Source organism: Prevotella scopos JCM 17725 (assembly GCF_018127785.1).
Lineage (GTDB): Bacteria > Bacteroidota > Bacteroidia > Bacteroidales > Bacteroidaceae > Prevotella > Prevotella scopos.
Window position 1 is genome coordinate 1,363,597 of the sequence record NZ_CP072389.1, and the last position, 24,602, is coordinate 1,388,198.

Sequence of the window (24,602 nt, forward strand, 5' to 3'; positions counted from 1 at the left end):
ATTTATTCAAATAATAAATGGTTTGTAATTAGGTAATATAAAACTGCATAAATAGTATTTACGCTCACAGCATTGCCTGCTTGCTTATAAAGAGCCCCATTTGAAACATTTCGACTCTGCGCTTTCGTAGCAAATTCTGCAGGGAAACCTTGAAGCATAAAAGCTTCTTGAGGAGTAAGCTTACGAATCTGTAATTGAGCTAATTGTTCTTTGGTATAATCAAACACATGATTTATAGCTCCATTAGATTCTATAAAGTCTTGACTATAATAATTATCTTGACATGCTCTGTGCATCTTGTGCATCGATGCTGTAAGTGTTCTTGCTATCAATTGGTTAATATCAGATTTTGATTTAAAATTAGCAGAACCGTCAGCTAAAATTGTCGGTTTAATCCTTTCTGAGAGATAATACTTCCTATCTACATTCTTTTCCAGAATTTCTAATGTATTTTCATAATGAGATACACTTAGCTTAAGATAGTTTTGATCAAATAGTTCTTTTACATGTTGTGAAGTAAATCTCTCAGCAAAATTGTTAGGGACATCTTCTAATGTTGCAAATATCAAAACACGACTTCTCTTTTGGGGTAAATGGAAATCAATAGTATTAAATACATGAGAGAACACATGATATCCTTCTTTTTCCAATTCCTCCTGAATTCTTGCATAGGTTTTTCCTCTATCATGACGGAATAGATTCTTTACATTTTCCAAAAGGACGTATCGGGGATGTTTTACTTCTATAATATCCATTATTCTAAAAAACATCTGACCTCTAACTTCATTAAATCCTGTTTGTTCCCCCATAACACTAAAGGTCTGACATGGAAATCCTCCTGTAAGTAAATCAAAATCTGGAAGTTTCCTAATATTGTCTTTATTTGATGTGAATTTAACAATATCCCCCATATCAATCTCATTTTCTACATTAAAATTTGCTTGATAGGTTTCCTTAGCCTTTGTATCTATTTCGGAATAACCAACACAATTAAAGCTCATTATTCCATCATTTGTTAGTAAATCAAGAGCACGACGAAATCCACCAATGCCAGAAAACAATTCTAAGTGTGTCATTTTATACCCTATCTATGAATTTCATTAATCCATCACCAATAGCTTTGGCAAGTTTCACTGGAACAGCATTACCAACTTGAGCATACCACATATTCTGAGCCCCTGTTATAATATAATCATCAGGGAATGTCTGGATACGTGCTGCCTCACGCGGACTAAGTCCACGAGCTTCCCAAGGATGAATATACATATTACAATCATACTTCATGTGAGAAGTTATTGTCTTACAAATTTGTGTTTCATCTAATTTAAAATATTTATCTTTGAAGATGCCATTTCGACTTTTGTATGGCATAATATCTTCAATAGAAGGATGCAAAGAGTTTGCCCCTTGCGGTAATCGCTTATAAATCTCAAGATCTCTGGGATTATTATATCTATTCTTATGATTGTAAAGCTTATATATCTTTTTATTCCCATTAATAAAACGATAAAAAGCTGTATTAGGATATATAAAGTCTCTTTCCGTAAACCCAGATTCTTCATTCTCAACATCTTTAGCGCCTTTCACTTTCTTAGCTCCAAGATGTGGAAGTCCCTGCAAAGCATCTCTCAACACAAACGGTTTACATTTATATTTATTAATAGTATCAAATATCTCAGATGGAGTAATGCCCACCCTATTACCTATCATTATAAAGCGTTCCCTATTCTGCGGAACTCCAAAATCTTGCGCCTTAAGAAGTCTATAATCAAATAAATAGTCATCTCCAAGATAATCTTTGAAATTTTGTTTAATTTCATCGATTTTATTTGACATTCCTTTTACATTTTCCATTACGAAAAATTGAGGGCGTACGTTCTTCAAAAAATAGAGATAAGCTTTATATAACTGATTTCTTGGATCATCTAAGATTCTTTGACGATTAGCCATGGAAAAGCCTTGACAAGGAGGTCCTCCACAAACCAAGGTTATATTACTTAGATAATTTTGGTAATCATCAATATGCTTATTTAGCTCATTTATATCACCTATAAAATAATGGTCATCACCAAGATTATGATTCTTCTTATATGTGTTACAAAATGTTTCAACTAATTCATTTACAAACCATGGTGTAAATCCAGCTTGCTCCATACCAAGACTTAATCCGCCACAGCCTGCAAATAAGTCAACAAATTTATATGTTTTCTTCCTCACCATTAATAATCCAACTTATTCAAGATAATGTGACCAAGTCTTTCAGTGTTATATCCGAAATCTCGGCAATAGTTATGAGCAATATAACTAAGTATTTCTATGTATTTTGTCATTGATTTCAAGAGCCTTATTCTATTACCATCTACCGCAGTGATTGTTGGTTATAGCCTTCTCCTCGTTTAGTACAAAACAGTGTTATACATACTCACTGCAAAGATAATCATTTTCAGACAGAATGACAAAAAAAACAGAAAAGAAGAGATTTTGTGTAAACAGAAGAGGGTGAACAAATCAGGATTGCTGTACGACGCGACGACGCAAAAAAGGTTCTTCCGTTTTAAATACTTGAAGACTTTACGTGTTGCTTTAACGGAAGAAGAAAACAAGGGGCTTCCAAGATTTGGAGTGATAAGGTAAGTCTCTCGATATAATACGCACACAGAGAAAGGGAATACCCCATACTCCCCTCTCAGCAAGAGAACTAAAAGCTTTTTGATTCTGGCTCTATAATGAGTCATGTGGTGCATACCATCCGCACCACATGTGCTAAGCATCCGCACCACATGTGCTAAGCATCCGCACCACACGTGCTAAGCATCCGCACCACACGTGTGGAATATCAACACACAACCCATACAGTAGGTTATAGGACCTTTCTTTTGTCATTATTGATGGACACGGAATAATGCAATACACTCACGGAAACTACATAAACTACAAAAACTTATATCCATTGTTAATCAGTAGGTTACGAAACAGGTTCACGGAATTATTACGAAGGTTCACGGAATTCTCACGGAATTTCTGTGAATTCTCAGGGGCATGTAGAGCTACTCCACCAAAACCCAAAAATTATCTTCACTGAATCTTATTCTACCTGCTTTCTTTAATTTTTTTAATTGATAATCTATCTTATTATTCTTTTGCCGAACATTTAACACGTCAGATAATTTATTCATTAACAAATTATCTATATCTTTACGAGAAGCTTTGCCAAATTTCTTCAAATACTCTACAATCATTTTCATAAAATATTCATCATCAAAGCTACGGTTTTTAATATATTGACTCTTCAGTCCCGTATCTTTCGTTTTAGATACAACCCCGTGTGATAAATAAAAATGTGGCTTCCTTCCTTCTATGAACTTATTCTTTCTAAGAAAAGCAGCTTGTTCATCCGAAATTAATTTTCGTTTTTGGACATTATCTAACAACATTATTTCTTCAAGACTAATATCAGGATTTTCCGTCAAGATACGTGCAAAGTTCTCATCAATTACCTTACCTATAATCGTTACTCTAACCTTACCGTCAGAGAAATCGTATTCAGGCAACGGAAACAATCTAACTCGTTGGTTAATAAACATTTTCTTTATGCCTCCACCCTCTGTCTCTATCATATTCAGATTACGCATAGCTTCTACCAAGAAACGGTTCCGATAAACAGACTCTGGACAATCCTTAGTCACAACATTTTCCACACTTTGTGGCAAAAACATTCCATGATTCTGGAAAATTATATGACTATCTTCAAACTCTACAACTTCTATTCTTGCACACTTTGTATAATCTTGGTGTGCAATAGCATTATTTAGAGGCTCTCGTATGTTAAACATATCATAACGTAACATTTCGTTTGGGAAAAGAGATTCTGGTCTCACGAGACAGTACTTCACATTCCTTACCTTGTTGTATAAACGGTCAATACTCAGCAGTAATGGCATTGGTAATATCTCATAATCTTTGTTTTGATTCGTTCCTAAACTCCTTAAGGACCAACGAATACAGGCTACATAAGGATTAAGAAGGTGTTCACTTTCTTCTTTTCCCAACAGTACAAGGGCAGCTCTGGTAATTTTACCATTGATTGTTACTTTCGCTTTATCAAGGAATTTCGCATTATCCCATGCTAAAATCTCTGCTTTCCGATAGGGATTACGGATAATATATTCCTTACGAGCTTTTTCTATTGCATCAGCATCTAAGTCTTCGATAGACGCATCAGGTATGATTTCGACACTCCAATCATCTGTGATTTCAAGTTCTGACAATATTGTTTTTAGTCTCTCTTCTCTCATTTCAATAAGAGAGTCACCAACTCTCTGCCATGCCTTATTATGAGCATAAACAGGTAACTTTGCTTTGTGTTTAGGGACTGTAATTATCCAAACAATTTGGTCAGTGTCCTCAGCTCTAAGTTCATCTATATTCAGATCCTCTATTGGCAGATTTCGACATTTCTCTGCTATTTTTGCTTTAGCAGATTCAATATTATAATTCCCAAAATTTTGAATACCGATGACCTCTAATGTTTTGTCTTGAATTCCAAGAACAATGGCACCACCATTCATATTAGAAATTGCAGAAATATAAGAAACAACATCATCACCTTCATGTCCACAAAGACTGTTTTTTAGATTCTTATACTCTTTCCAATCGCATCCTTCGTTCTCGTTAGGATATTGAATCCGTATATACTCTGTTATATCTTGTCTATTCATATTTGTCAAAATTATATTTATATCACAAATGTACAAAACAAAACTGAAATGGCACCCACAAATCATCAAAATAACATATTCTATCTTTCTGCCCCATCCCAAAGGGAGAGGGAGTGAATAGCAAGATATCCTTTAGGCTGGTGTACAAGTTAACGAATTAACAGAATATACACACATCCACTTATTTATCTATATATATCGCGACTACTTGTTCGTCTGCCCTCCCATTGTTCCCTTTTCCAACACCTCACTACCCTATTCCTCTGTTACCGCCCCCTATGTGTTCATCTGTTACTATGTCTTTTACATACTCAGTCCCCTATGTCTTTATGTCATTCTGGCTTCCGTTCCTCTGTTACTATGTCTTTTACATACTCAGTCCCCTATGTCTTTATGTCATTCTGGCTTCCGTTCCTCTGTTACCATGTCTTTTACATACTCTGTCCCTTATGTCTTTATGTCATTCTGGCTTCATAAATGTAAAGTATTTTTACAAACTTCCTATTTTGTCGGTAACTTGTGAGTGGCAAGTTGGGCAATATCCTCCCTTTTTGTCTCGCACGTTTAGGGACAAATTCGTAAGTATCAACAAAACAATAGTTTATAAGATAAAACAAAGAAGGCGAAATTCGAAAAATCACAAGTTTATTTATGGATGAAGTGCAGGTAAAGAAGTGAAAGAAAGGGAGATTCGTTATAAAAAGGGAGAATTTGTTTATATTTTTCACAACAAAGCCTTATTCCTTCCCTATTCGTCGCACCTAACCTCCTAAGTTGTCGACCACCCCACCCCAATAGCTACTAAAGTGTCGCACCATCCTTACTAATTTGTCGCAACCTACTTACTAATCTGTCGCCGCTAAGTTACTAATTTGTCGTCGATTAGTCGTGTAACTATTTAAGATTCAATGGCTTTGAGGTCCCTTACTAATATCTAATAAAGATTATATAACGATAATCTAAGTTCTGAAGAGAGTTTTTGTTTTAAAGAAAAATATATTTTCTCGGTGTGTGAAGAAGACTTTAAACAAAGCTTTTGGGTGCAACCTCCCTTTTTGTCGCACATAGGTTTTAGGGTACTACGGGCGGTTTTTGTTGCGTCGTGACGTGGTCATGGGTGGTTTTTTTGATAGAGTTTTTTCGCTTGGTAGCTAGTTTTTAGGAGTCTGGCAGTGCGTTGAGTGCTTGCTTCTTTCGGGTGATATTACGCACTTTGTCGCACGTATTTGTTTTGTTTTCAGAGCGTTTTAAGAAGGTGTTTCTTTGCGTTTTAATGCTTTTTTGAAGTAAGATACGGGCATTTAGCTTGCTCTGAATATATTTTTATATATTTGTGTATCAGTATATTATCCATTCCGTTCGTTTCAGTTGCTAGCTCTCCCCTATCCCCCTGCAATACTTTTGTTTCCAGCGTGCTATGTGTTGCTTTTGTATCTTTTTCTTCTCTTTGGATCGTCGCTTTAGGTTTAGAATTTTCTTCTGTGCCTATTGCGATTCATTGTGCAAGAAGTTTTGTGTGTTTTCGTTCACTTTTTACGCTTGTTATTGTTGTGAGTTTTCTGTCTCTGGCTATCTTTCGATGTCTATGTCAGGTGTTTTTAGACTAGAGTTTTTCTTCCTATTTTGTCGCTCTTCGTTGTTTTTATGTTTCCAACGATTATAATGAAGGTATTTGAGCGTACATGATAACTGAGACAAATAGGGAAATAATATCCGTAGTCTATCCGCTTTTGAATGTACATATATAACAGATAATGAGCATGTTACACGTTTTTTATTCATCTAAAATCACTTAAAAGTAAGAAAACTTGTCACTTTTTTGTCGCACTTTACTTTTATCGTATCTTGCTTTACTATTGATTTTCAGGGATTTACATTGCTATATACAGCTATAGAAAAGAACTTCCCTTTTTGTCGTGTCAAGCCTAATCGGACGTATATTCCCTATTTGTCGGAGCCATTCAGAATGTTATGATTTACCTTTTTTATATATAGTTTGGAAGAATCTTCCTATTTTGTCGCTTTACTGCATTGTTTCAAATAGAGTTTTCTCTCCCTATTTGTCGCATCATTCACCATAGACTTGCTGAGGTTTTTCCTATTCTTGTAATGTTATATGCCCTCAGCACGTGCAGTGCTAAGCCTTCGCACCAAGTGTGCGGAGCCTTCGCACGATAATAAATAATGTGTACGGAGATTCATCATGAGTTCATAATATCTTTTAAAGTGCTTTACTTTTTGTATTTATATCTACTAGTTTAGTTATCAATTTGAATAACTATCTATTTTTCTCTATTAATCTAAAAGTCTATTTTACAAGTATTTAATGTAAAAAAGCTAATTTAATAAAGATAATTAATTATCTATTTTGATAATTGAAATAAAGTTTTTATCTTTGCATCATCTACATATACCTGAAGCTTATGATTATAACCTCAGAAGACGAAGCTCTCTTCGAATTATACACAAATGGCAAGACATCAGATAAAAGATATAGGAGTTTGCCGCCCCAAGTAATAAAGGGGTTTAAGAAAGCCGTTGATTACATGATAGCTGCTCGGCGAATAGAAGACCTCTTCCCTTTGAAAGGACTTAACTACGAAGCCCTGAAAGGTAAAAGGAAAGGACAAGAGTCAGTACGTTGCAATGGTGCATGGCGGCTGATATTCCGAAGTTCTCCTATTGATGGAAGCATCATTATTACAAACATTCAACTATTAGAAATTTCACATCATTATGACTAAGTTTAGCTTTAATCAGGCTGTTCCCTTTGAGGCAACTCACGTGGGAGAAGTGATTAAGGACGAGCTCTCTGCTCGCGATATGAAGCAGAGTGAATTGTCTGGACTCACTGGCATACAGAGACCAATTCTGAATGATGTCATAAAAGGCAAGCGTTCTCTAACGCCTGAAATGGCATTATTATTGGAAAAAGCTCTTAATATTTCTGCGACATTTCTCATGCAGGTTCAGACACAATACGAATTAGACAGTGCAAAACTGAGCGAAAGAGTTGTGTTGCAGACAAAAATGTTGGACGTATGGAATGTTCTCAAAGAACAAATAAACACACTATTTTTTAAGAAAGTTGGTATTATAAATGGCAATGTCATCGACGATGTCAAAAGAATCTTTGATGTGTTTTCTGTTGAAAATTTAGATAGTTTCTTGGAACTTAAAGCAAAGGAAAAAGAACTTTCTTACTATTATCGTAAGTCTGACAAAGTTACCACGAATCCGATAGATATCTTTTCATGGAAATACTATTGTTACTATCTTTCTCAACATGATAATTCTTCTTTGGGCAATTTCGATAAGAATGGTGTAAGTGAATTAACAAAAGGTCTTAACGAAGTATTTAAAGAGAATAAGGAAACTATCAAAAAGACAGCCACACTTCTGAATAAATTTGGTATTCGCTTTTTACATGTTACGAAAATTGGTCAGGTCCCAGTGGACGGTATGTCATTTTGGATAGGTGATAACCCAACCATTGTTGTTACTGAGCGCATCCCTTTTATTGATAATTTTGCTTTTACAATTTTACATGAGGTTGGTCATGTTTACAATCATCTTGTAAGGGATGGTCAAGCAATGATAAATATTCCTGATGATAAGAAATCTTTGGAGGAAACAGAGGCTGACGAATTTGCTTTGAATGCTGTTATTCCAACTCCAGAATGGAAGAAATTTTTAGTTAGGACTCGCGATGTTGTTCCTTATAAGATTGCTCCTTATATAAAGGCTGAAGCTGAAAAGCATGGTGTAAATCCTCAAATACTTTTTGGTAGATATAAGTATGAGATTGGCATGTACAAAATAAAGAATTGTTTTGAAAATAAGATTTTATAGATTAGAGCCCAACTTATGGGAATGATATTGCGTATTGCCTCAAGTCATATTGTGGGGTAAGGGGATATTGTAGGCAAAAGTGGGTGCTTCAAGTTCAAATTATCTGCAAATTCAGTAATGAGAGGATGTGTACACGCAAGAAGGACGTTGAAAGGCTTTGTTGCGGATTTGAGGCTATACTATATTAAAGTTTCATCTTCACCCCTATCTCTGCCACCTTCGCAGCATCATAATCGGCCTTGATGCGAGCATAATCTCTGCCGCCATACGAGCTTGGAACAAGATAATAGAATGGCTCTCCATACTTCTCCAGCACCACATCGATATATAATATCTCTCCTGCCTGCAGGCGCATCATGGGCAGATGGTCGTATCTGAAGCGTACCTCCATCACTCGACAGTTATACTGACGTGCCTCCCAAAGGTTAAACATGCTCAGATCCGTCGTGAAGTAGGCCTCGTCAATACCGCAAAACAAGTGGAATTTACCCGCAATCAGGGTGAAGACTACGCCTTTGAACTTATAGTTTTTATACGCCATGTAAGAACCATGATACGCAAAAGGCAGGTGGGCGTAAGAGGAAAGTGCCTCTAAATACTCCGCCTCGCTGATACGTTGGCAGTCTTGGAAGTCGTACAGTCGTGCCACAGCCATCGCCTCATCTTCATGGTACACACTTCTTGCCACACCCTCTTCTTCTCTGAAATCGTGCACCACCTGTCCACCTCTAAGATAGGCATATTCTGGCCAATCATAGCCGTGAATGAGCAAATACGAGTCTAACAGATGCAGATCCCGACGTATGATAATCTCGTGAAGTATATCTTGCGTGGGCTTCAACGCTTTCACGGCGTGGGCTACCGGCCCGCAAGCCTCTATCTTGAGCATCAGGCTGCTCTCTGACAACGCATGCGCCGTCTCAAAACCATAGTCTTGCCACAGACACCTCCATACCTCTGCGAGCCTTCTCTCTATCTCTTCCTGCTCCGTCTGCCAGTTGCTGCGACGCAGCGGAATCACCACCGAGAAGCGCATCTGCTCTCCGCTTCCCGTGAGCAATCCTACCTCCGTCAGCTCATAGGCGTACACCATCGAGTCTTCAAAAGCAAGCACTCTATTCTGCCCTGCGGCAATCTCCTGATGCGTCAGTGCCTCTATGGCTGTGGAAAAATTGTCTTCCCGTTCGATGCGATAGCTCTCGGTCGGTGCTTCCTCGCTCGCTGGCAATGCATCCGTGCCGTCCTCCGCCTTATCTGCCGACGTTTCCATCTCCAGCACGTCACGCTTCTCGGCCCGCTTCTTGGTGTAATGCTCTGCCCAGATGAGCGCCCCGCCGATGAGCAGACCTATCACTGTCGGCCCCTTACCGCCATCGGCAACGACCCCTAAGACCAATGCTCCGATTGCTGTCAAGACAATAGCAATGAGCAGCCATTGAAGTATAGAGTTGATAAAATGATGGTTCATATATGGTTTACCTTACCTTAATTCCGCAGCATAAACTCTTGTGAGAACTCCAATTGCCTGAGAAACAAAGTTCTCAAAACACTTGGATATGTCAGAAATTTCACCTATCTTGGTGCTGCAAACATAACAAGTAAGCAAAAATCTGACATGGCAAAGGTAGCAATTAAAAACATGAATATCACTTCTTTCGGTGGAATTTATCACATTATGGACGTTTTCTCAAAGTTGGGCTTTGAAAAACTTACCGAATCTGTATTGGGTGAACGTGGAAGTAGCGGCAAAGCATTCTGTTATGGAAGTATTTTTTGTGGTTATCATACTTCCCCATTGGTTTGGGTGGGGGCTTTTATGCTTAGAAAAGAGCCAAGAAACACCGAAGCACCTCATATCAACATATAGAGCCCCAAAAGACGTCTCAACATATAAAATTTTCTCACAAGAAAAAATATTGCGGAATTAGGGATATAAGAGCTTTGTTTTATTCCTCTATATTTCAGGTGATCATTGTCTTTCCTTTCATTGTTTTGAAGTATTTTTTGTTTTGCTGTCACTCCTCTCACTCAGTTTTATGTTGTAACCGTTTGAGTTATAGTTATTTTGTTTTAATTGTTAAAAGTGACAGCAAATTTAATCTAAACTTTTCTTGTTATTTATCTATTCTTTTTAATTTGTTTGTTACCCATCTCTGTTTATAGCTTGTTTTTTTTCATTTTTATATCCTTACTTTTCTTATTTCAGATTGTATTTTGTTTTATGCATTCTGTCTTTCCTGTTACTCTGTCTCTTTTATTACTTTGTCTTTCTTCATTCTGTTTTTCCTGTTATTCTGTCTTTCTTCTTATTTTGTCTTTATGTCATTCTGTCTCTTTTCATCTTTTCGTCGCACTTTCTCTTCTTTATTTTGGCTTCATTTTTACCCTTTCATCTGTTTATTTTTTGATATTTTTGCTTGAATATTTAAGTATATAAAAATACTTTTATTGTTTTATTTCTTTGCTTTTTTATTTACTCTATCTTTACTTTATTTCTTTATTTACGTAATTGTTTTTTTCTATGAATACAAGAAAACGTAAAGCAATAAATATATAAACACAAAAAAATATAATTATGTTTACTTGTAAAATAAATATATAAATATATAAAACAATATATAAACACTTAGATAAAGAATAAAATAAATATATACAATGCAAGGTGATTAATGTGTTTTGTTTTAAAAATAAAGAAATATATAAATACATATTATTCTTTTGTTATTCTGAAATTATTCTTTTACTTATTAATAAACCATAGTCGAACTATCATTGAAAGTTCCTGTTGTCTTAGTTTGTGTTATAGACATGCTGCTGGTGATTTTGCGTTCCTTGTTTTTTTTCAAATCACTTTTCTCTCTTTTCTTTTCAGATGTATTCTTCCTTCTTGTTTTTATTCTTTCTATGGTTCGTATCAGTATCCAAGGGAAGTCTTAGTTTATATGATTAGGAACCGTTTTTATAAGGACCAGGTGTGTAATCCATTGTAATGTTGAATTATATATATGTATATAAATCTATAAGTATATTTTTGTCTTTACTTGTAAGTATCTTCGTAGGTTGTTATATAACATTCATGTTTTATTTATCGGCTCTATTTCTTTTTTCTCGATGGTTTCGTATGTTTTTAAACATTTTTCTTATCTACATTTATTTATATTCTCTGAAATAATCGAATATTTCATATAGTTAGCTCTTGATTACTAGTATTCTGTATTTTTATATATTTATCTGAATATATTCAGTAGAATTTATTCGATTTAATCGAGATAATCCCTATTCTATAGCGTTCTTTTAGTGTTTTTTCGTTGCTTATAATGTATGCTCAATTCACCTTTGTCTAACATCTTATCATGTCAATTTTATGTTATTATTTATTTCTTTAAATCGTTATATGTATAAATACAAATACATGGAAAAAGATAAATAGATAAACATATAGTTATATCTTAGATGAACAAATGTATATACAATATATAAATATATAAAAACGTTTTGATGATTTATTTTCTATATGCTATTTTTGCAATATTCTTTTAATAAGAACACTCCACGCACTTAAAATTTTGAATATACAAACAAATAAATATATAAAAATATTAAGACACAGAGTAATAAATATCTAATTGTATTTTTGTTTTCTTATCTTTTTATTTTTCTCGTTAAAAATGTTTTGATGTATTTGTTTTTTTCGATAAATAGACGTATATTTGCAAGTATAAAAATATAACCACATCATTATGTGTGTATTTATTTGATTCCACATTTATATAAATAGATATGAAAATACAGACATTTTCTATTACATCTAAGTCTGGTCAGATTCTTAATTGGAGTTTGAGCTTACTTCTTGTTTTTAGTGTCTTCAATCTAATTGATGGTTGGGCATCAGCACCTATTGACGAAAAAGGTGTTCTATCTGAAGCCTTCGCTACCCTACAAGGTAATGATTTCATTCGTGCTATCGAATACTTCATGATTGCAGCAACCAAGTTGACGATGTTTGAAGTATTCCGCAGATGTCTGAATAAGGCAGGACATAAGATAGCACAGTTCACGCTTACCATTCTGATGGCACTCATATTCAGTCTGGCAATGGCAGACATATTGCCAATGTTCCTTTTTAGTTCACTGGAACGTGTGCAGTCATTGATTCATGGAGGCTGCCCATCATTGTTTTATTCATTCTCAAAGGTAACTTATGTTGTTCTGGTCATCACACAGTTCGTTCTATCTCTGCAATTAGTTAAGAATTTTGCCGGTAAGATACGTCTGTTTGGTGCTGCTTTCTTCGGTTGTCAAGTCATCACTTGGTTGGCTAATCTCGCCTACCTCTTTATATATACCTCTGTCGCAGGAGTTTCCATGGATGACATCATGACTTATAGTAAGATGGCTGATGTCTTCGGTTCTGCCGTTGGTCTGATTCCTTACTTCCTGTTAAGGACCACAATGGTTGCAGAAGATTAACGTATGCTGTTTCCCGCACAGAGAAAACCGCCTACGCACCAGCATTAAATATACATTGACTGCTGAAGACAAAATGTAAATACGAATGATACGACAGGTGCAGCATTCATATAAATATGTAAAAAGCTGTTTTTGTTATTAATGTAAATATATAAATATCAAATTGCGTAGATTTCGATTACATATAATCAGGGATTATTTTGAACATCCGTGTAGCGTTAGGAGCCATCCGTCAAGATAACATTCGAGCAGATTGCAGAAAGTGTTGAAAAAATCGTTCATAATTTCAAAATTTGCGGGTAAGGAGTAAGGAGTTTGAAAATATCGCAGAAATGAAAGCTGATGGAGTGGGGGACGGTTGACAGAATGAAAGTATTACGGATGAGAATCAGTCAGAGTGAGCAAGTTTTGAACTGAAATGAACAATAATGAAGATAAAACAATATCAATATGATATTTTTGATGTTCATAAAGTTGTTGATGAAAGAAGACGAAATAGCGTCCAAAAGGCGTAAAAAGCATACGAAGAGGACTAAAAGAACAGAAAGTTCGTCCTTCGCTCATAAAACTTCCAACATTGCGGTGAAGAGATAGGGACAAACTAGTCCATGCACAATCATCTGACGATAGAAAGACGAACCGACAAAAATACGTAAATAGATGAACGGATAAAGATATAAACATTCAAATACTATAATACGTAAATAAACGAACGGGTGAAAATATAAATACTCGAACGTATAAAAAGATAAACAATCGAAAAGGTAAAAATATAAATATATAAACAATGAAGAATAAGAAAATTGTTTTTGCAAATCAGAAAGGTGGAGTAGGGAAGAGCACGTTGTGCATCCTCTTTGCCAACTATCTCGCTGCAAAGGGTAAGGACGTTTGTATCATCGATACCGACTTGCAGAAGACGATTCTGATGCAGCGTCGAAAGGATAAGCTCATCTATGAGGGTGAGGAAGAACCCTATAACGTTCAGGACTTCGACGTGACCGATGTTGAGACAATGCAGACACTGGTCGATTCAGCTTCGCAGGTAGAAGGGTTCGTGCTGTTTGACTCACCAGGTAACATCAGCGAGGACGGTTTGGCACCGCTCTTCGTAGGTGCCGATTACATAGTTTGTCCTTACGAATACGAGGATAAGGCACTCGACTCAACTGGTGTCTTCGTGCAGGTACTCAACGTGTTGCGTGAACACAATCCACAGATGAATGCGAAGTTGTTCTTCGTTCCAAACCGCATCGACCCACGTATTGGTACGGCTGAAGAGCAGGAGATGTGGCGCAGAACTGATGAGGTGTTTGGTAACTTTGGACTTGTCACACCCGTTGTCAATAGCCGTGCGACACTGAAGCGCACAAACACGTTCGAACTGCTCGGTACACAGCGCGACGCAGTGAAAAAGGCATTTGATTATATGCTGAGGAGGATGAAGTAGAAGCCTCACCCCCAAAACGAAGCCTCACCCCCAACCCCTCTCCGAAGGGAGAGGGGAGTGCCTAACGGGATGAAGTTGGATAAAACTGGTTAGATAAATAGGGTCTGATAAAACTGATTAGATAAATAAAATCTAATAAAATTGGTTAGACAAACGATGTTAGACGATTCTGACTGAGAAGACTTCGTGAAGACGCAATAGGGGAGAGATGATGACGAGGGGACACATCAAGAGAAAGGAAATGATAAGGTCCCACGTTTATATATAATAAAGTAAAAACAAAGACATAAAGATACAATGGCTAAGAAGAAGAAAACAATGGTTATGATGCCTGGTGCAATGACCGACTTGGCACATAGCGTACAGAAGGGTGCAAGACCAAATCCTACTACCAATTCAGAGGAGACGACGGCGGATGAGCAGGAAGCTAATGAGCCTGCACAGTATGATACAAACAGTGTTGAGCAGGAGGTTCGTACTCAGGTTGAGGAACAGCAGCCAACGCAGTATGATGAGCCAACACAGGCCGTTGCTGAGCCAGCTGAACCTGCAGCACCATCAAGTCAGTTCGGACGCATAGATCCAAAGCAAGAGGCTGCTGACCGCAAGGATCGTACAGCACCTGCAGCAAAGAAGTTGCCGAAAGCTGAAGGCCGACAGCTGGCACGTGAGTATTCGCTAGCAAAGGATAGTGGTGAGGATAGCTGGCAGATATTCCTCGACTTGGCACGCGATTATAAGGCACGCGACTCTCGTCTGGCCACCGTCTATATCGACTCAGACCTCAAGGGTGTCCTTGATCGCCTGAAGTCCGCTACGAGCGTGAAACTCCCTTCAACAGCATTGCTTAGTGCCATTGTTGCCCGCTTCGTCTTCGAGCACGAGAAGGATATTAAGAACGCCATCTTCGGCGAGAGCTTGCTGTAGGCGTGAGGAGAAGCATAACTTTGTGTAGTTGACGAGTTTTTAGTTAACAAGTTAACAAGTTGTTTGTATTGAAAGACAGAAAATCTTTTGAAATTATGATATCCTCCGTTTGCTGAGGTTTTCCGTTACAAGCAGCAAGTTGACTAAAAACTCGTCAACCAACCCCAAAGTGTATCTCAATAATCACGCCCTGTCTGACAAATGGTGAAGAATTGTGCAAGAAGTTTATCTCTCTTTGTGTGCAATAATGGATGTTATCCTAGCTTATTCCTTTAGGAGGAAAGGTGGCTTGTGACTATTTTATTTACCTGAATGAAACGTTAATGGAAAAGAAGGTTACGGAATATAATGATATAGAATTCGAGTCACAATCAGATATAATATCTGAACCAATATGTGATTTGTTTTTTAACAATGGACAAAACGAACGTCACGAAGAAGGAACTTTGAGAGTTCTTTCTTTATTTTCAGGTTGTGGTGGTATGGATTTAGGATTGGAGGGTGGCTTTATATGCCATCGTAAATCTGTAACAAGTCCGACATGGATACATAGTAAAATAAATAAAGATTGGGTATTACTTCACAGAAATCGATTCCGTACTGTTTTCGGTTGTGATATTTTGGAGGAAGCAAGACTTACATGGTTACATTATATGTCAAGATATAATATCAACCCTGACATTTATCATTTAGATAGTATAGTCGATCTTGTAAAACTATATAAAGACGGGAATGAGAATATCTTTCCTAGTAATATTGACATTGTTACAGGTGGTTTCCCATGTCAGGACTTTAGTGTTGCTGGCAAAAGAAAGGGCTTTGAATCATCAGTATCACATGACGGAAGGAAAAGACTTAAGGACGAACCTTCTGAGGAAACGCGTGGAAAGTTATATATGTGGATGAAGCAAGTTATAGATATTGTTCAACCCAAGATGTTTATTGCTGAAAATGTAAAAGGACTTGTTAGTCTTGGTGATGTAAAGGATATCATTCAGCGCGATTTCTCTTCTGCGAATGGTAATAATTACATTGTTTTGAATCCTCAAGTACTTCATGCGGCTAATTATGGAGTTCCTGAAACAAGAGAACGTGTATTCTTTATAGGTATAAAGCGTTCAGCGTTAACACCTGCCGCAATAGAAGCATTGGAGCAAGAGGTTATTCCTGTAGAATATAATCCATATCCTTTGCCAACACATAATTATAATGTGAACAATGAAAAGTTGCCTAATCCTGTAAGTTGTAGAGATGTCCTTCAGGACTTACCAGAACCTTCTAATTCTTTAGATCTTGCACAACAATTTTATTCTAAAGCAAAGTTTTTAACCAATGGAAGCCAAGGGCAAACAGAAATAAACTTTGATGGTTTAGCTCCGACTATTCGTTCAGAGCATCATGGTAATATAGAATTTAGAAGATTATCAAAGGAGCATGGAGGGAAATTAGAAGAAGAACTAAATGAGGGGTATCAAGAACGTCGCTTAACGCCACGTGAATGTGCGCTTATACAAACATTTCCACCTGATTATCCATTTGTGTTCCGTAAATCGTATTCTAAAAGATATGCTGTTAGTCCTTCTGGTGCTTATAAAGTTATAGGAAATGCAGTACCACCAATGTTGGCATTTAATATTGCACGAAGAATTCAAGAAGTTTGGCCTTTATACTTTGAATAATTATGAATACTAGAAATAACATTATTGCTATCAGAAAGCGAGATGTAGATGCCGCTCATGAAGCTTTTGTTGAGTTGATGAGCAAAACTGAGGATATACTTAATACTGAGGCAAGAAATAATCCCAAGGATTATAAACAATTAAACGCATCAACTTTAGAACAATGTGCCGTTGAAAAAATAAAATTGGCATGTGCAGATTCTCCATTTAATCCTAATGAGGTCAAACTTATCTCAGGCCAGCGTTTTCCTGATATAGTTACAGAGAAATACTATGGAATAGAAGTAAAATCTACAAAAGAGAATCATTGGACTTCAACTGGAAGTAGTATCGTCGAAACAACTCGTGTCGAGAATGTGGATGATATCTATATGCTGTTTGGTAAGTTGGGGGGGTAAAATACCAGAGTTCAAATGTAAGCCGTATGAAGAGGTTCTATATGATATAGCCGTTACCCATTCTCCACGTTATCTTATTAATATGGAGTTGAAAAAATCTGAAACTATTTTTGCAAAGATGGGAACAACTTATAATAAATTCAGGATATCACCTGATAATATCTCACAAGTAAGAAAGTATTATCGAGAGCGCGCTATTAAACTTAAACGTGTAGAAATGCCATGGTGGATAACATCTGAAAATGTTGAAACGGGTCATTCGTTTAATATTCAATTATGGAGTACACTTACTCCTCAAGAGAGGAGAGAACTTCAAACAAAATGTATGATACTTTTTCCAGAGGCACTAAACCCTGCGGTATCTAAGACAAAATATAATAATACGACTCTATGGTTATGCTCATATAATCAGGTTGTTAATCCTAATATTCGTGACTTATATTCTGCTGGTGGAAAAATAACGCATGTGGATGGTGTGAAGTTAGATAGGCCTGTACCACAAGTTTTTAATATTATTGTTGGACATGCTGAGGATATAAAGGCGTTGCTAAACAATCTAACTACTGAGATGGTTATGATGATAAAGGATTTTAATCCAACTCTTCTGGAAAATGGTAATGCGTATGAGTCATGGCTCAGAACATGCAGTGAGTTTGCTAACGAATACAATGTACCTCTTAGAGAATGGATAGAAAGAAAACCAGAATTTCAATTTTCCATGTGAAGCCTTAAAATCAAAAGATAACAGCGTCTGTACGTATATGGTTTGTTCTTTAGATTTTGCGTCTTACCTTTGAATCTGTGTATAACATTATGTTGTTTGAAACTTTTAATCAGATAGAATTAAAACCTAATAATTCCAATTAGCCGAGAGTCTATTTTCGAGAAGGTGTAATGCACTAAACGTTAATGTGTGAACCGTGAGAAGAGGAAACTGATGGACAGATATCATTTGAAAAATTTTGAATTGATAAACTATAACAATATATTAAGCTATGAATGAAAAAGATGAATTACGTCAACGGACAAAGAAAAAGCGTCTTCGCATCACCTTTCCCGATGGGAAAGTGATTTGCTGTAAGAGCTCTTTATCAACGATGATAGCCACTTTTATCGAGATAGGCTCTGACAAATTCCCTTTGATTGACATGACGATGTGCCACCTCCCACTCTTGTCAAAGACCATCTATCCAAAGTATGAAGAATGGATGAAACCCGTCTGCGATGGTTGGTATGTTAACACACAGTCTGATGCAGATACGAGGTATATGCAGCTGCGGTCTATCAGTAATCAGCTCTCCCTAGGACTTGTCGTTGAAGTGGGTGCAGATTTTGATGTCCATACTGATTCCGATACCTCGAAAAGGAAGAGAAATAGTGATAGGTTGCAGGTAACGTTTCCCGATGGTGAGACGATAGGCAAGGGCAATGCTACAGAAACCTATCTTGAGGCGATAAAGAAGATGGGTATCAATGATATCGTGCGTAAACATATTCCATGGGGCAAAAGCGAATTAATAACATCTACACAGCAAACGAAGTATCAGGTGCAGATTGATGAACAGCGATGGCTTACCACCCCTACTACAACGAAGGAAAAAGTAAAAGTCCTGCGTATTGTCAGTGCTATGCTCCGCATTAAGATTGAGGTCAGCTGCGGGTAGAAGGGGGAAGACAGTAACGAGGCAGGCAGTAAAATAGCGACTACGAACATGAGGGGGTGTCAGAAGGCAAATTAATAACTTGACAACTTTCAAACGATAAGTAATTTTCTTAAAGCAAAGAAAAGACCGTTTCTAGACTCAAAATTGAGTACAGAAACGGTCTTTTTTTAATGAATTGTTTCAAACTGTAAGGTTATCAAAATGGTATTTGCATTTTGATATACCCATTCTCTTTCCTTCTCTATTCCCCCACATGTCCTGTTCGCTTCAGCACGCCCCACATCTGTAGTTCGCCTTTGATTGCTTTGAGATAGCTCTTGAAGAGGACATAATACATAATCCAGCGATAGAAGAAGCGCTGGGGGATAACCCACAGAAGAACCCATAAGCCTTCGCCTTCAAAGATGTAAGCCATGATAGACACACTCGCATCGATGATGAGGAAGATAAGGTAATAGAAGAATATCTGTAAGGCGTTACCACTGAAGAGTCCGAGTAGCATCAGCACGTCAGCCAGTGGGGAGAACGTTGGGATGATATACTGGAAGATAAGCATGTTCGGCATAGCCCACAGACCGAAACCCTTCTTGGAAGGCGCAAAGAGTGATGACCGATGCTTCCAAAAGGCTTGCATCACACCAAAGCACCAGCGGATACGCTGTTTTACGAACTGACGCAGGGTTTCTGGTGCTTCAGTCATTGCCACGGCATAATTCTCATTCTCAATGATATATCCATGCTCGTTGATACTCATCGTCAGGTCGCAGTCTTCGGCTAAGGTATCGGTGGTAAAGCCACCCACTTCCTCAATCACCTTCTTGCGGAAAGCCCCGATGGCACCTGGCACAACCGTTATGGCATTGATATTAGAGTAAGCCATACGGTCGAAGTTCTGACTACTCGTATATTCAATAGCCTGCCAGTAGGTGAGCATATTCCGTTGGTTCCCGACCTTCACATTTCCTGCAACGGCTCCGACACGCTGCTCCTTATCCGCAATGAAATGCTTCATCAGTCGGCTTACAGCATCATTCTTCAATTGTGTATCGGCATCAATACAAACGACATACTCTGTAGGACAGGCCGCAATACCATAGTTCAGGGCTGAAGCCTTTCCGCCATTCTTCTTAGCCAACACCGTGACCATGTCATCATTGTTGAAAGCTGCCCGCACTCGTTCGAGCGTATGGTCCTTACTACCATCATCAACGAAGTAGATATGCAGATTAGGATAGTCCTGCTGTTTGAGGGTTGTGAGCGTGCGCACGACATTCACCTCCTCATTATAACCGGGGACAATGATGGCAACGGCAGGTGCGGTGTTAGCATCGATTGGAGAATAGTGGCGTCGATTCTCCACACGTTTCTCTCGAATCATCAAGACATACATAAAGATTAGGCGCATCATGCCCAAGACGAGGAATACCAGGAAGAGCGCTGTCAGGAAGTCTGAGACATGATAAATCATCTCTGCTAACCAGAGGTTGGTCTGCATCGCATAGTAAGCCTTACCTTTATTAATCGCAGGCATGAGTGTTTGCTTGTCCATACCCAAGTATTGTTCGATGGAGATGAACTGATAACCCTCCCGCTGCAGCGTCTCTATGATACGTGGTAGGGCATCAAGGGTAGGCTTTCGAGTGCTACCACCCGCATCGTGAAGCAAGATGATATGTCCGTCCTCATGGTGTACGCCGTCGATGACACGTTGGTAAATCTGGTCAGCAGTGACGTTCGGTTCCCAGTCGTTCGGGTCGATAGATTCTCCAACGAAGAGATAATTCCGACGTGCAGCCACAATCATTGGCCATATCTCTTCGTGTTCCGTTGGGTCAGCATCGGCATTATAAGGTGCACGGAAGAGGATGGTGCTATGTCCGGTAACACTCTCAATGAGCATTCTCGTCAACTTTAACTCTGCATAAGAGCGGTCGTCAGAATTCTCAATCATGTTATGATGGGTGAAGGTATGGTTACCGATGGTGTGCCCAGCGTCATAAACCTGCCTTACCAGGGGCAGATTCTTCTCCATCTGCAGTCCCACCATGAAGAAGGCAGCAGGGACATTATACTTCTTCAGCGTACTGAGCACGGTTGGTGTCCAACGGCTGTCTGGTCCGTCATCGAAGGTGATGACAAGCTGTTTGTCCTTACATGCTCCTAATCGTTGTATTGTATAGGTAGAAGGAAGGGCACGATAATACTCTTCCGAGATGAGTCGGTTATCCTTATCAATCATTACGGAGATACGTCCGGGATGAGGTTCTGACGTCACGCTGAGTACCTCACCTGCACCAACGAAGTTGACATCATCGGTACCATTGAGTTGCATGAGCTTCGCAATAGACATCCTTGCTACGTTCTCCCATGACATATCTTTCCCATAGTAACGCCATATACGTTTGTCTTCAGTACCCAAGCGCCAGAGGGCGAAGCCTGCCAGATGGTATTCTGCACCGAAGCGCATGATGTTGAAGGTGGTGGCAGCATCGGTGAAGAACACCTGGTGAACCTTCTTGTCGTCAGTGTTCTGATAGGAGAAGTTAAGGTTGTAGGTATCGTCATCAAACCTCACCTTAGTGTCAGCATCCTGTGCGATAGCCATTGTCTGGTCGAAGGACACGGTTGTCCCACGCTCACCATTCGCCCAGTCGTAACCATAGGTAGCCATACCAAGGACAATCTTGTCATTAGGGACATTCTTAGCAGCCCAGTCGGTGGCTTTTTCTACCCATCGTTGTGAGCTAACCGCACCCGGCTGACTTTCAATGTTATGTTCGTCGTAAGCCATGAGGAAGAGGTAGTCGTTATATTTCGCTAGTTCCTGCATGTTATAGTCTTCGTTGAAAGGGGCTACGGCTTGCGTGACATAGAGTCCGTGTGCATGGAAGATGCGTGAGAAGTCTCGGACGAGCTGGTTGAGCAGTTCGTTATCTGCGATGTTAAGTTCCTCTAAGTCGAGGTTGATACCCGCAAAACCATATTGCTTACACTTTTGAACCATCTCATTGATGAGTGCCATACGTTTCTTATCGTTGCGCATGATACGCCCAATGGCTTCAGGACGGAAGTCGGAGTCATAGTTGTTTGTGAGCATTGGCAGAATTGGGGTTCCAGCCCGTCGCATCAGCCGAAGTGCCTGTTTGTCAATCCGGTATTCCACCTTGTCTGTCTTAGGATTGATGAAGAACCACTCTGGCAACACCATGTTCAGATGTTTAATGTTATTCTTCAGAGAGAGGTACGCATGCTTATCCCAGTTGACATACCATGCTGAGCGAACGCCAATCCGTGGGTCGTCCCACTCGTTGAAGTATTTCTGCGTTAGGCTGTCAGCCTTCCCTACGAATCGTTGCTTCTTGATGGTAGCCTTCGCATAGTTATTGTGCATCTTCTTCTCTTTAAAGAAGTCGCGGAAAGATTTATACAGCTTTGCCGTCTTATTATCTTTCGTATAAGCCGATGAGGCTGAGATGGCGTTTCGATAGTCGTGCCGGAAAGGCATCTGCGGACTACCCTCCAAGGCGAACATGGCGAGGAAGACGATTCCAAAAAGAGAGAGAATCGTGATGATTACGCGTAAGGTCCATTTGAAATAACTCCAGCGCTGACGGGAGTCTGTCTGAAAAACTTGCTTGCTCATAGTTTCTTTTCTATTAGATGAAAGCAATAATTAAAATCTTTTGATAGTGTGTATCGCCGTGTTTGCTGCTCGGTAGGTTTATCCCAAAGTATATTCCTTCAATAGGAAATGTGCTGTTGTCTTGATTTCTATAGATACTGTGGGAGATGTCTTTTTACCCATTCACCGCCTGATACACCATGAAAGACGTGCGTTGTTGATGTTTCAACACCGAGATGTTATCCTTCAATTTACCAACCTGTTTCCTTCTTCCTGTGCTTTACATTGTTTTTATTTCTTACATCTTGTCGTCTGCTCCATAAAGGAGTCGTCTGAGGAACGCTCGCGCGAGATGGAGAATCGTGTTGCTTGTAAGCGCACTTCAAGCGGACGTAACATTATCCTAATGCCGTTCAGGAAGATGGAAAGGACAAAAGGAACCAACTATTATCGATGCAAAAGTACAACTTTTATTATAAAAACAATCACTTTCGTCAGAAAATCACCTCCTGCAGTGGGCAATCATATATGCCATGCGTGTCAGTCGCTTATCAATTGGCTAAACAGAAGGCTTCCGCCATTATTCCAGTGTATCTGCTTGAGTCTGAATAGATAAGAACAAGACTGATTCGTCGTTTAATACCGTTGACATAAATCAATAATTAATCGATATATGGATATTTTTCGTATTTCTACTTGACAGTTTGGAATAATTGCAGTATCTTTGCATCGTAATTCAAGAGTTACATATCTGGTTACAAGGTATTAGACTTTACAGGTATTTGAGATTGCTCAGGATTATTTTTGAAAATGAAGATTTGTTTAGGTTAGTAATAGATTTAGGTTTTTAGTTATATTTTAGGTAAAGATTGTAGAAACATTATCGTCGTGAGACGGTGGTTATTCGGAGATAACGGAAGAGTAGTTGCTCTGCCGTTTTCTTTTTTTTATACCCCCCTTGCAAATCCATAATTCAAAATTCATAATTATGATTACTGCTGTTAACTGTGGCTTATCGCAACAAATAACTTTTCTGCTTTTTTACTCGTTAACTCGTTAACTACTAAGAGTTTACCCTGTCTTTATTTACCCTGTCTGCAAGTAGTTTATTCATTTGTCAACTATAAGCTATGTGCGGAGGCTCCGCACATGTGGTGCGGGAGCCTTGCACAGTTAGTGCGGAGGCTCCGCACAGTTAGTGTTGAGGCTCCGCACCAATTAGAATGTTGCTAGTCCCCGACTTTGGTATTGAACAGGCACTTAATGACAAGGAGCAAGGGCGTGTCAATGAGTATGTCAGTGCAGATGAACTATTTTCCAAATTAGGCATCTGATGGCATATAAACTCTTGACAACACACCAGTTTGAGAAAGACCTCAAACGATGCAAGAAGCGTGGGTTGCCAATGGATAAACTCAAAGAGGTTATCAACGAATTGGTAACTAACGGTAGAGTTCCTGCCCAATTTAGACCTCACTTGTTACATGGTAATAGGAATGGGAATGCCATATACAACCTGATTGGTTGCTTATATGGGAGCAGAACAACACAGAATTAACCTTGCTCATGATGAATACGGGAACACACGCTGATTTATTTGGAAAGACGAAACGATAAGACCAAGGGATAAATCATTGTATGTTTATTTTTAGATGACTTTTTTTAGACCCTTATCCACGCAAACTTTAACTGACTACGAATTTCTCTAATTACGCAAATACCTATTGCAAAGTTCTTCGTTTCATACGTAATCGGTAGAAATCATAAAGTTCAAAGCTCAAAGCTCAAAGTTCAAAGGATAGAAAGAATATGTCCTTATGTC

The 24,602-nt window shown here is 38.4% G+C and carries 15 protein-coding genes and 2 pseudogenes; 12 read left to right on the forward strand and 5 right to left on the reverse strand.

Features of this window, described 5'->3' with window-relative positions; genetic code table 11:
- Window positions 1-2: 2 nt before the first annotated feature.
- The 3 genes from J4856_RS05230 to J4856_RS05240 form a co-directional block, all read right to left on the reverse strand.
- On the reverse strand, window positions 3-1,076 hold the full coding sequence (locus tag J4856_RS05230; protein ID WP_025839373.1) for a DNA cytosine methyltransferase: 1,074 nt from the start codon (window positions 1,074-1,076) through the stop codon (window positions 3-5).
- 1 nt (window position 1,077) lies between these two features.
- Window positions 1,078-2,220, reverse strand: coding sequence for a DNA cytosine methyltransferase (locus tag J4856_RS05235; protein ID WP_025839372.1), 1,143 nt, complete (start codon window positions 2,218-2,220; stop codon window positions 1,078-1,080).
- An 827-nt stretch (window positions 2,221-3,047) separates the two neighbouring features.
- A complete protein-coding gene (locus tag J4856_RS05240; RefSeq protein ID WP_025839368.1) occupies window positions 3,048-4,718 on the reverse strand; it encodes an RNA/DNA-binding domain-containing protein in 1,671 nt (556 codons plus the stop codon).
- Between the two features lie 2,423 nt (window positions 4,719-7,141).
- On the opposite strand from J4856_RS05240, the gene J4856_RS05245 reads away from it, so the two are divergent.
- The 3 genes and pseudogenes from J4856_RS05245 to J4856_RS13185 all read left to right on the forward strand — a co-directional run bounded on the left by J4856_RS05245 (window position 7,142) and on the right by J4856_RS13185 (window position 8,813).
- Complete coding sequence (locus tag J4856_RS05245) at window positions 7,142-7,462, forward strand: type II toxin-antitoxin system RelE/ParE family toxin (RefSeq protein ID WP_025839366.1); 321 nt, start codon at window positions 7,142-7,144, stop codon at window positions 7,460-7,462.
- Window positions 7,463-7,541: 79 nt separating this feature from the next.
- Window positions 7,542-8,570, forward strand: coding sequence for a helix-turn-helix domain-containing protein (locus J4856_RS05250; protein WP_234967197.1), 1,029 nt, complete (start codon window positions 7,542-7,544; stop codon window positions 8,568-8,570).
- Between the two features lie 15 nt (window positions 8,571-8,585).
- A pseudogene (locus J4856_RS13185) lies at window positions 8,586-8,813 on the forward strand (hypothetical protein).
- Here J4856_RS13185 and J4856_RS05255 read toward each other — a convergent pair.
- Entirely contained in the window at window positions 8,755-10,038 is a 1,284-nt protein-coding gene (locus J4856_RS05255) for a hypothetical protein (RefSeq protein WP_065367955.1), read from the reverse strand. The pseudogene J4856_RS13185 and the gene J4856_RS05255 sit on opposite strands and share 59 nt — an antisense overlap.
- Before the next feature lie 147 nt (window positions 10,039-10,185).
- Between J4856_RS05255 and J4856_RS05260 the strand changes: the two genes are divergently transcribed.
- From J4856_RS05260 to J4856_RS05295, 8 genes are all read left to right on the forward strand, one after another.
- Window positions 10,186-10,437 carry a hypothetical protein gene (locus J4856_RS05260; RefSeq protein ID WP_025839362.1) on the forward strand — a complete coding sequence of 84 codons (252 nt, stop codon included), beginning with the start codon at window positions 10,186-10,188 and terminating at the stop codon, window positions 10,435-10,437.
- A 1,913-nt stretch (window positions 10,438-12,350) separates the two neighbouring features.
- On the forward strand, window positions 12,351-13,040 hold the full coding sequence (locus J4856_RS05265; protein WP_025839114.1) for a hypothetical protein: 690 nt from the start codon (window positions 12,351-12,353) through the stop codon (window positions 13,038-13,040).
- A gap of 787 nt (window positions 13,041-13,827) precedes the next feature.
- Window positions 13,828-14,490: a ParA family protein gene (locus tag J4856_RS05270; RefSeq protein WP_025839116.1), complete on the forward strand. Its 663-nt coding sequence runs from the start codon at window positions 13,828-13,830 to the stop codon at window positions 14,488-14,490.
- Between the two features lie 297 nt (window positions 14,491-14,787).
- On the forward strand, window positions 14,788-15,417 hold the full coding sequence (locus tag J4856_RS05275; RefSeq protein WP_025839118.1) for a hypothetical protein: 630 nt from the start codon (window positions 14,788-14,790) through the stop codon (window positions 15,415-15,417).
- Window positions 15,418-15,740: 323 nt separating this feature from the next.
- Complete coding sequence (locus J4856_RS05280; RefSeq protein ID WP_025839123.1) at window positions 15,741-17,096, forward strand: DNA cytosine methyltransferase; 1,356 nt, start codon at window positions 15,741-15,743, stop codon at window positions 17,094-17,096.
- A gap of 2 nt (window positions 17,097-17,098) precedes the next feature.
- Window positions 17,099-17,494, forward strand: a complete 396-nt coding sequence (locus J4856_RS05285) for a hypothetical protein (RefSeq protein WP_065367956.1) — start codon at window positions 17,099-17,101, stop codon at window positions 17,492-17,494.
- Between the two features lie 82 nt (window positions 17,495-17,576).
- Window positions 17,577-18,218, forward strand: a complete 642-nt coding sequence (locus tag J4856_RS05290; RefSeq protein ID WP_143150341.1) for a hypothetical protein — start codon at window positions 17,577-17,579, stop codon at window positions 18,216-18,218.
- A gap of 271 nt (window positions 18,219-18,489) precedes the next feature.
- Window positions 18,490-19,158, forward strand: a complete 669-nt coding sequence (locus tag J4856_RS05295; protein WP_025839127.1) for a hypothetical protein — start codon at window positions 18,490-18,492, stop codon at window positions 19,156-19,158.
- 241 nt (window positions 19,159-19,399) lie between these two features.
- On the opposite strand, the gene J4856_RS05300 is transcribed toward J4856_RS05295, so the two are convergent.
- Window positions 19,400-22,801, reverse strand: coding sequence for a trifunctional glycoside hydrolase family 18/polysaccharide deacetylase/glycosyltransferase family 2 protein (locus tag J4856_RS05300; protein ID WP_065367958.1), 3,402 nt, complete (start codon window positions 22,799-22,801; stop codon window positions 19,400-19,402).
- Window positions 22,802-24,113: 1,312 nt separating this feature from the next.
- Here J4856_RS05300 and J4856_RS05305 point away from each other — a divergent pair.
- Window positions 24,114-24,397: pseudogene (locus tag J4856_RS05305) on the forward strand (type II toxin-antitoxin system YafQ family toxin).
- The last annotated feature ends 205 nt before the right edge of the window (window positions 24,398-24,602 follow it).

Bases quoted from the DNA above. Each gene is read 5' to 3' on its own strand.
- J4856_RS05230 (WP_025839373.1), bottom strand. From the start codon at position 1,076: ATGACACACTTAGAATTGTTTTCTGGCATTGGTGGATTTCGTCGTGCT.
- J4856_RS05235 (WP_025839372.1), bottom strand. From the start codon at position 2,220: ATGGTGAGGAAGAAAACATATAAATTTGTTGACTTATTTGCAGGCTGT.
- J4856_RS05240 (WP_025839368.1), bottom strand. From the start codon at position 4,718: ATGAATAGACAAGATATAACAGAGTATATACGGATTCAATATCCTAAC.
- J4856_RS05245 (WP_025839366.1), top strand. From the start codon at position 7,142: ATGATTATAACCTCAGAAGACGAAGCTCTCTTCGAATTATACACAAAT.
- J4856_RS05250 (WP_234967197.1), top strand. From the start codon at position 7,542: ATGAAGCAGAGTGAATTGTCTGGACTCACTGGCATACAGAGACCAATT.
- J4856_RS05255 (WP_065367955.1), bottom strand. From the start codon at position 10,038: ATGAACCATCATTTTATCAACTCTATACTTCAATGGCTGCTCATTGCT.
- J4856_RS05260 (WP_025839362.1), top strand. From the start codon at position 10,186: ATGGCAAAGGTAGCAATTAAAAACATGAATATCACTTCTTTCGGTGGA.
- J4856_RS05265 (WP_025839114.1), top strand. From the start codon at position 12,351: ATGAAAATACAGACATTTTCTATTACATCTAAGTCTGGTCAGATTCTT.
- J4856_RS05270 (WP_025839116.1), top strand. From the start codon at position 13,828: ATGAAGAATAAGAAAATTGTTTTTGCAAATCAGAAAGGTGGAGTAGGG.
- J4856_RS05275 (WP_025839118.1), top strand. From the start codon at position 14,788: ATGGCTAAGAAGAAGAAAACAATGGTTATGATGCCTGGTGCAATGACC.
- J4856_RS05280 (WP_025839123.1), top strand. From the start codon at position 15,741: ATGGAAAAGAAGGTTACGGAATATAATGATATAGAATTCGAGTCACAA.
- J4856_RS05285 (WP_065367956.1), top strand. From the start codon at position 17,099: ATGAATACTAGAAATAACATTATTGCTATCAGAAAGCGAGATGTAGAT.
- J4856_RS05290 (WP_143150341.1), top strand. From the start codon at position 17,577: ATGGAGTTGAAAAAATCTGAAACTATTTTTGCAAAGATGGGAACAACT.
- J4856_RS05295 (WP_025839127.1), top strand. From the start codon at position 18,490: ATGAATGAAAAAGATGAATTACGTCAACGGACAAAGAAAAAGCGTCTT.
- J4856_RS05300 (WP_065367958.1), bottom strand. From the start codon at position 22,801: ATGAGCAAGCAAGTTTTTCAGACAGACTCCCGTCAGCGCTGGAGTTAT.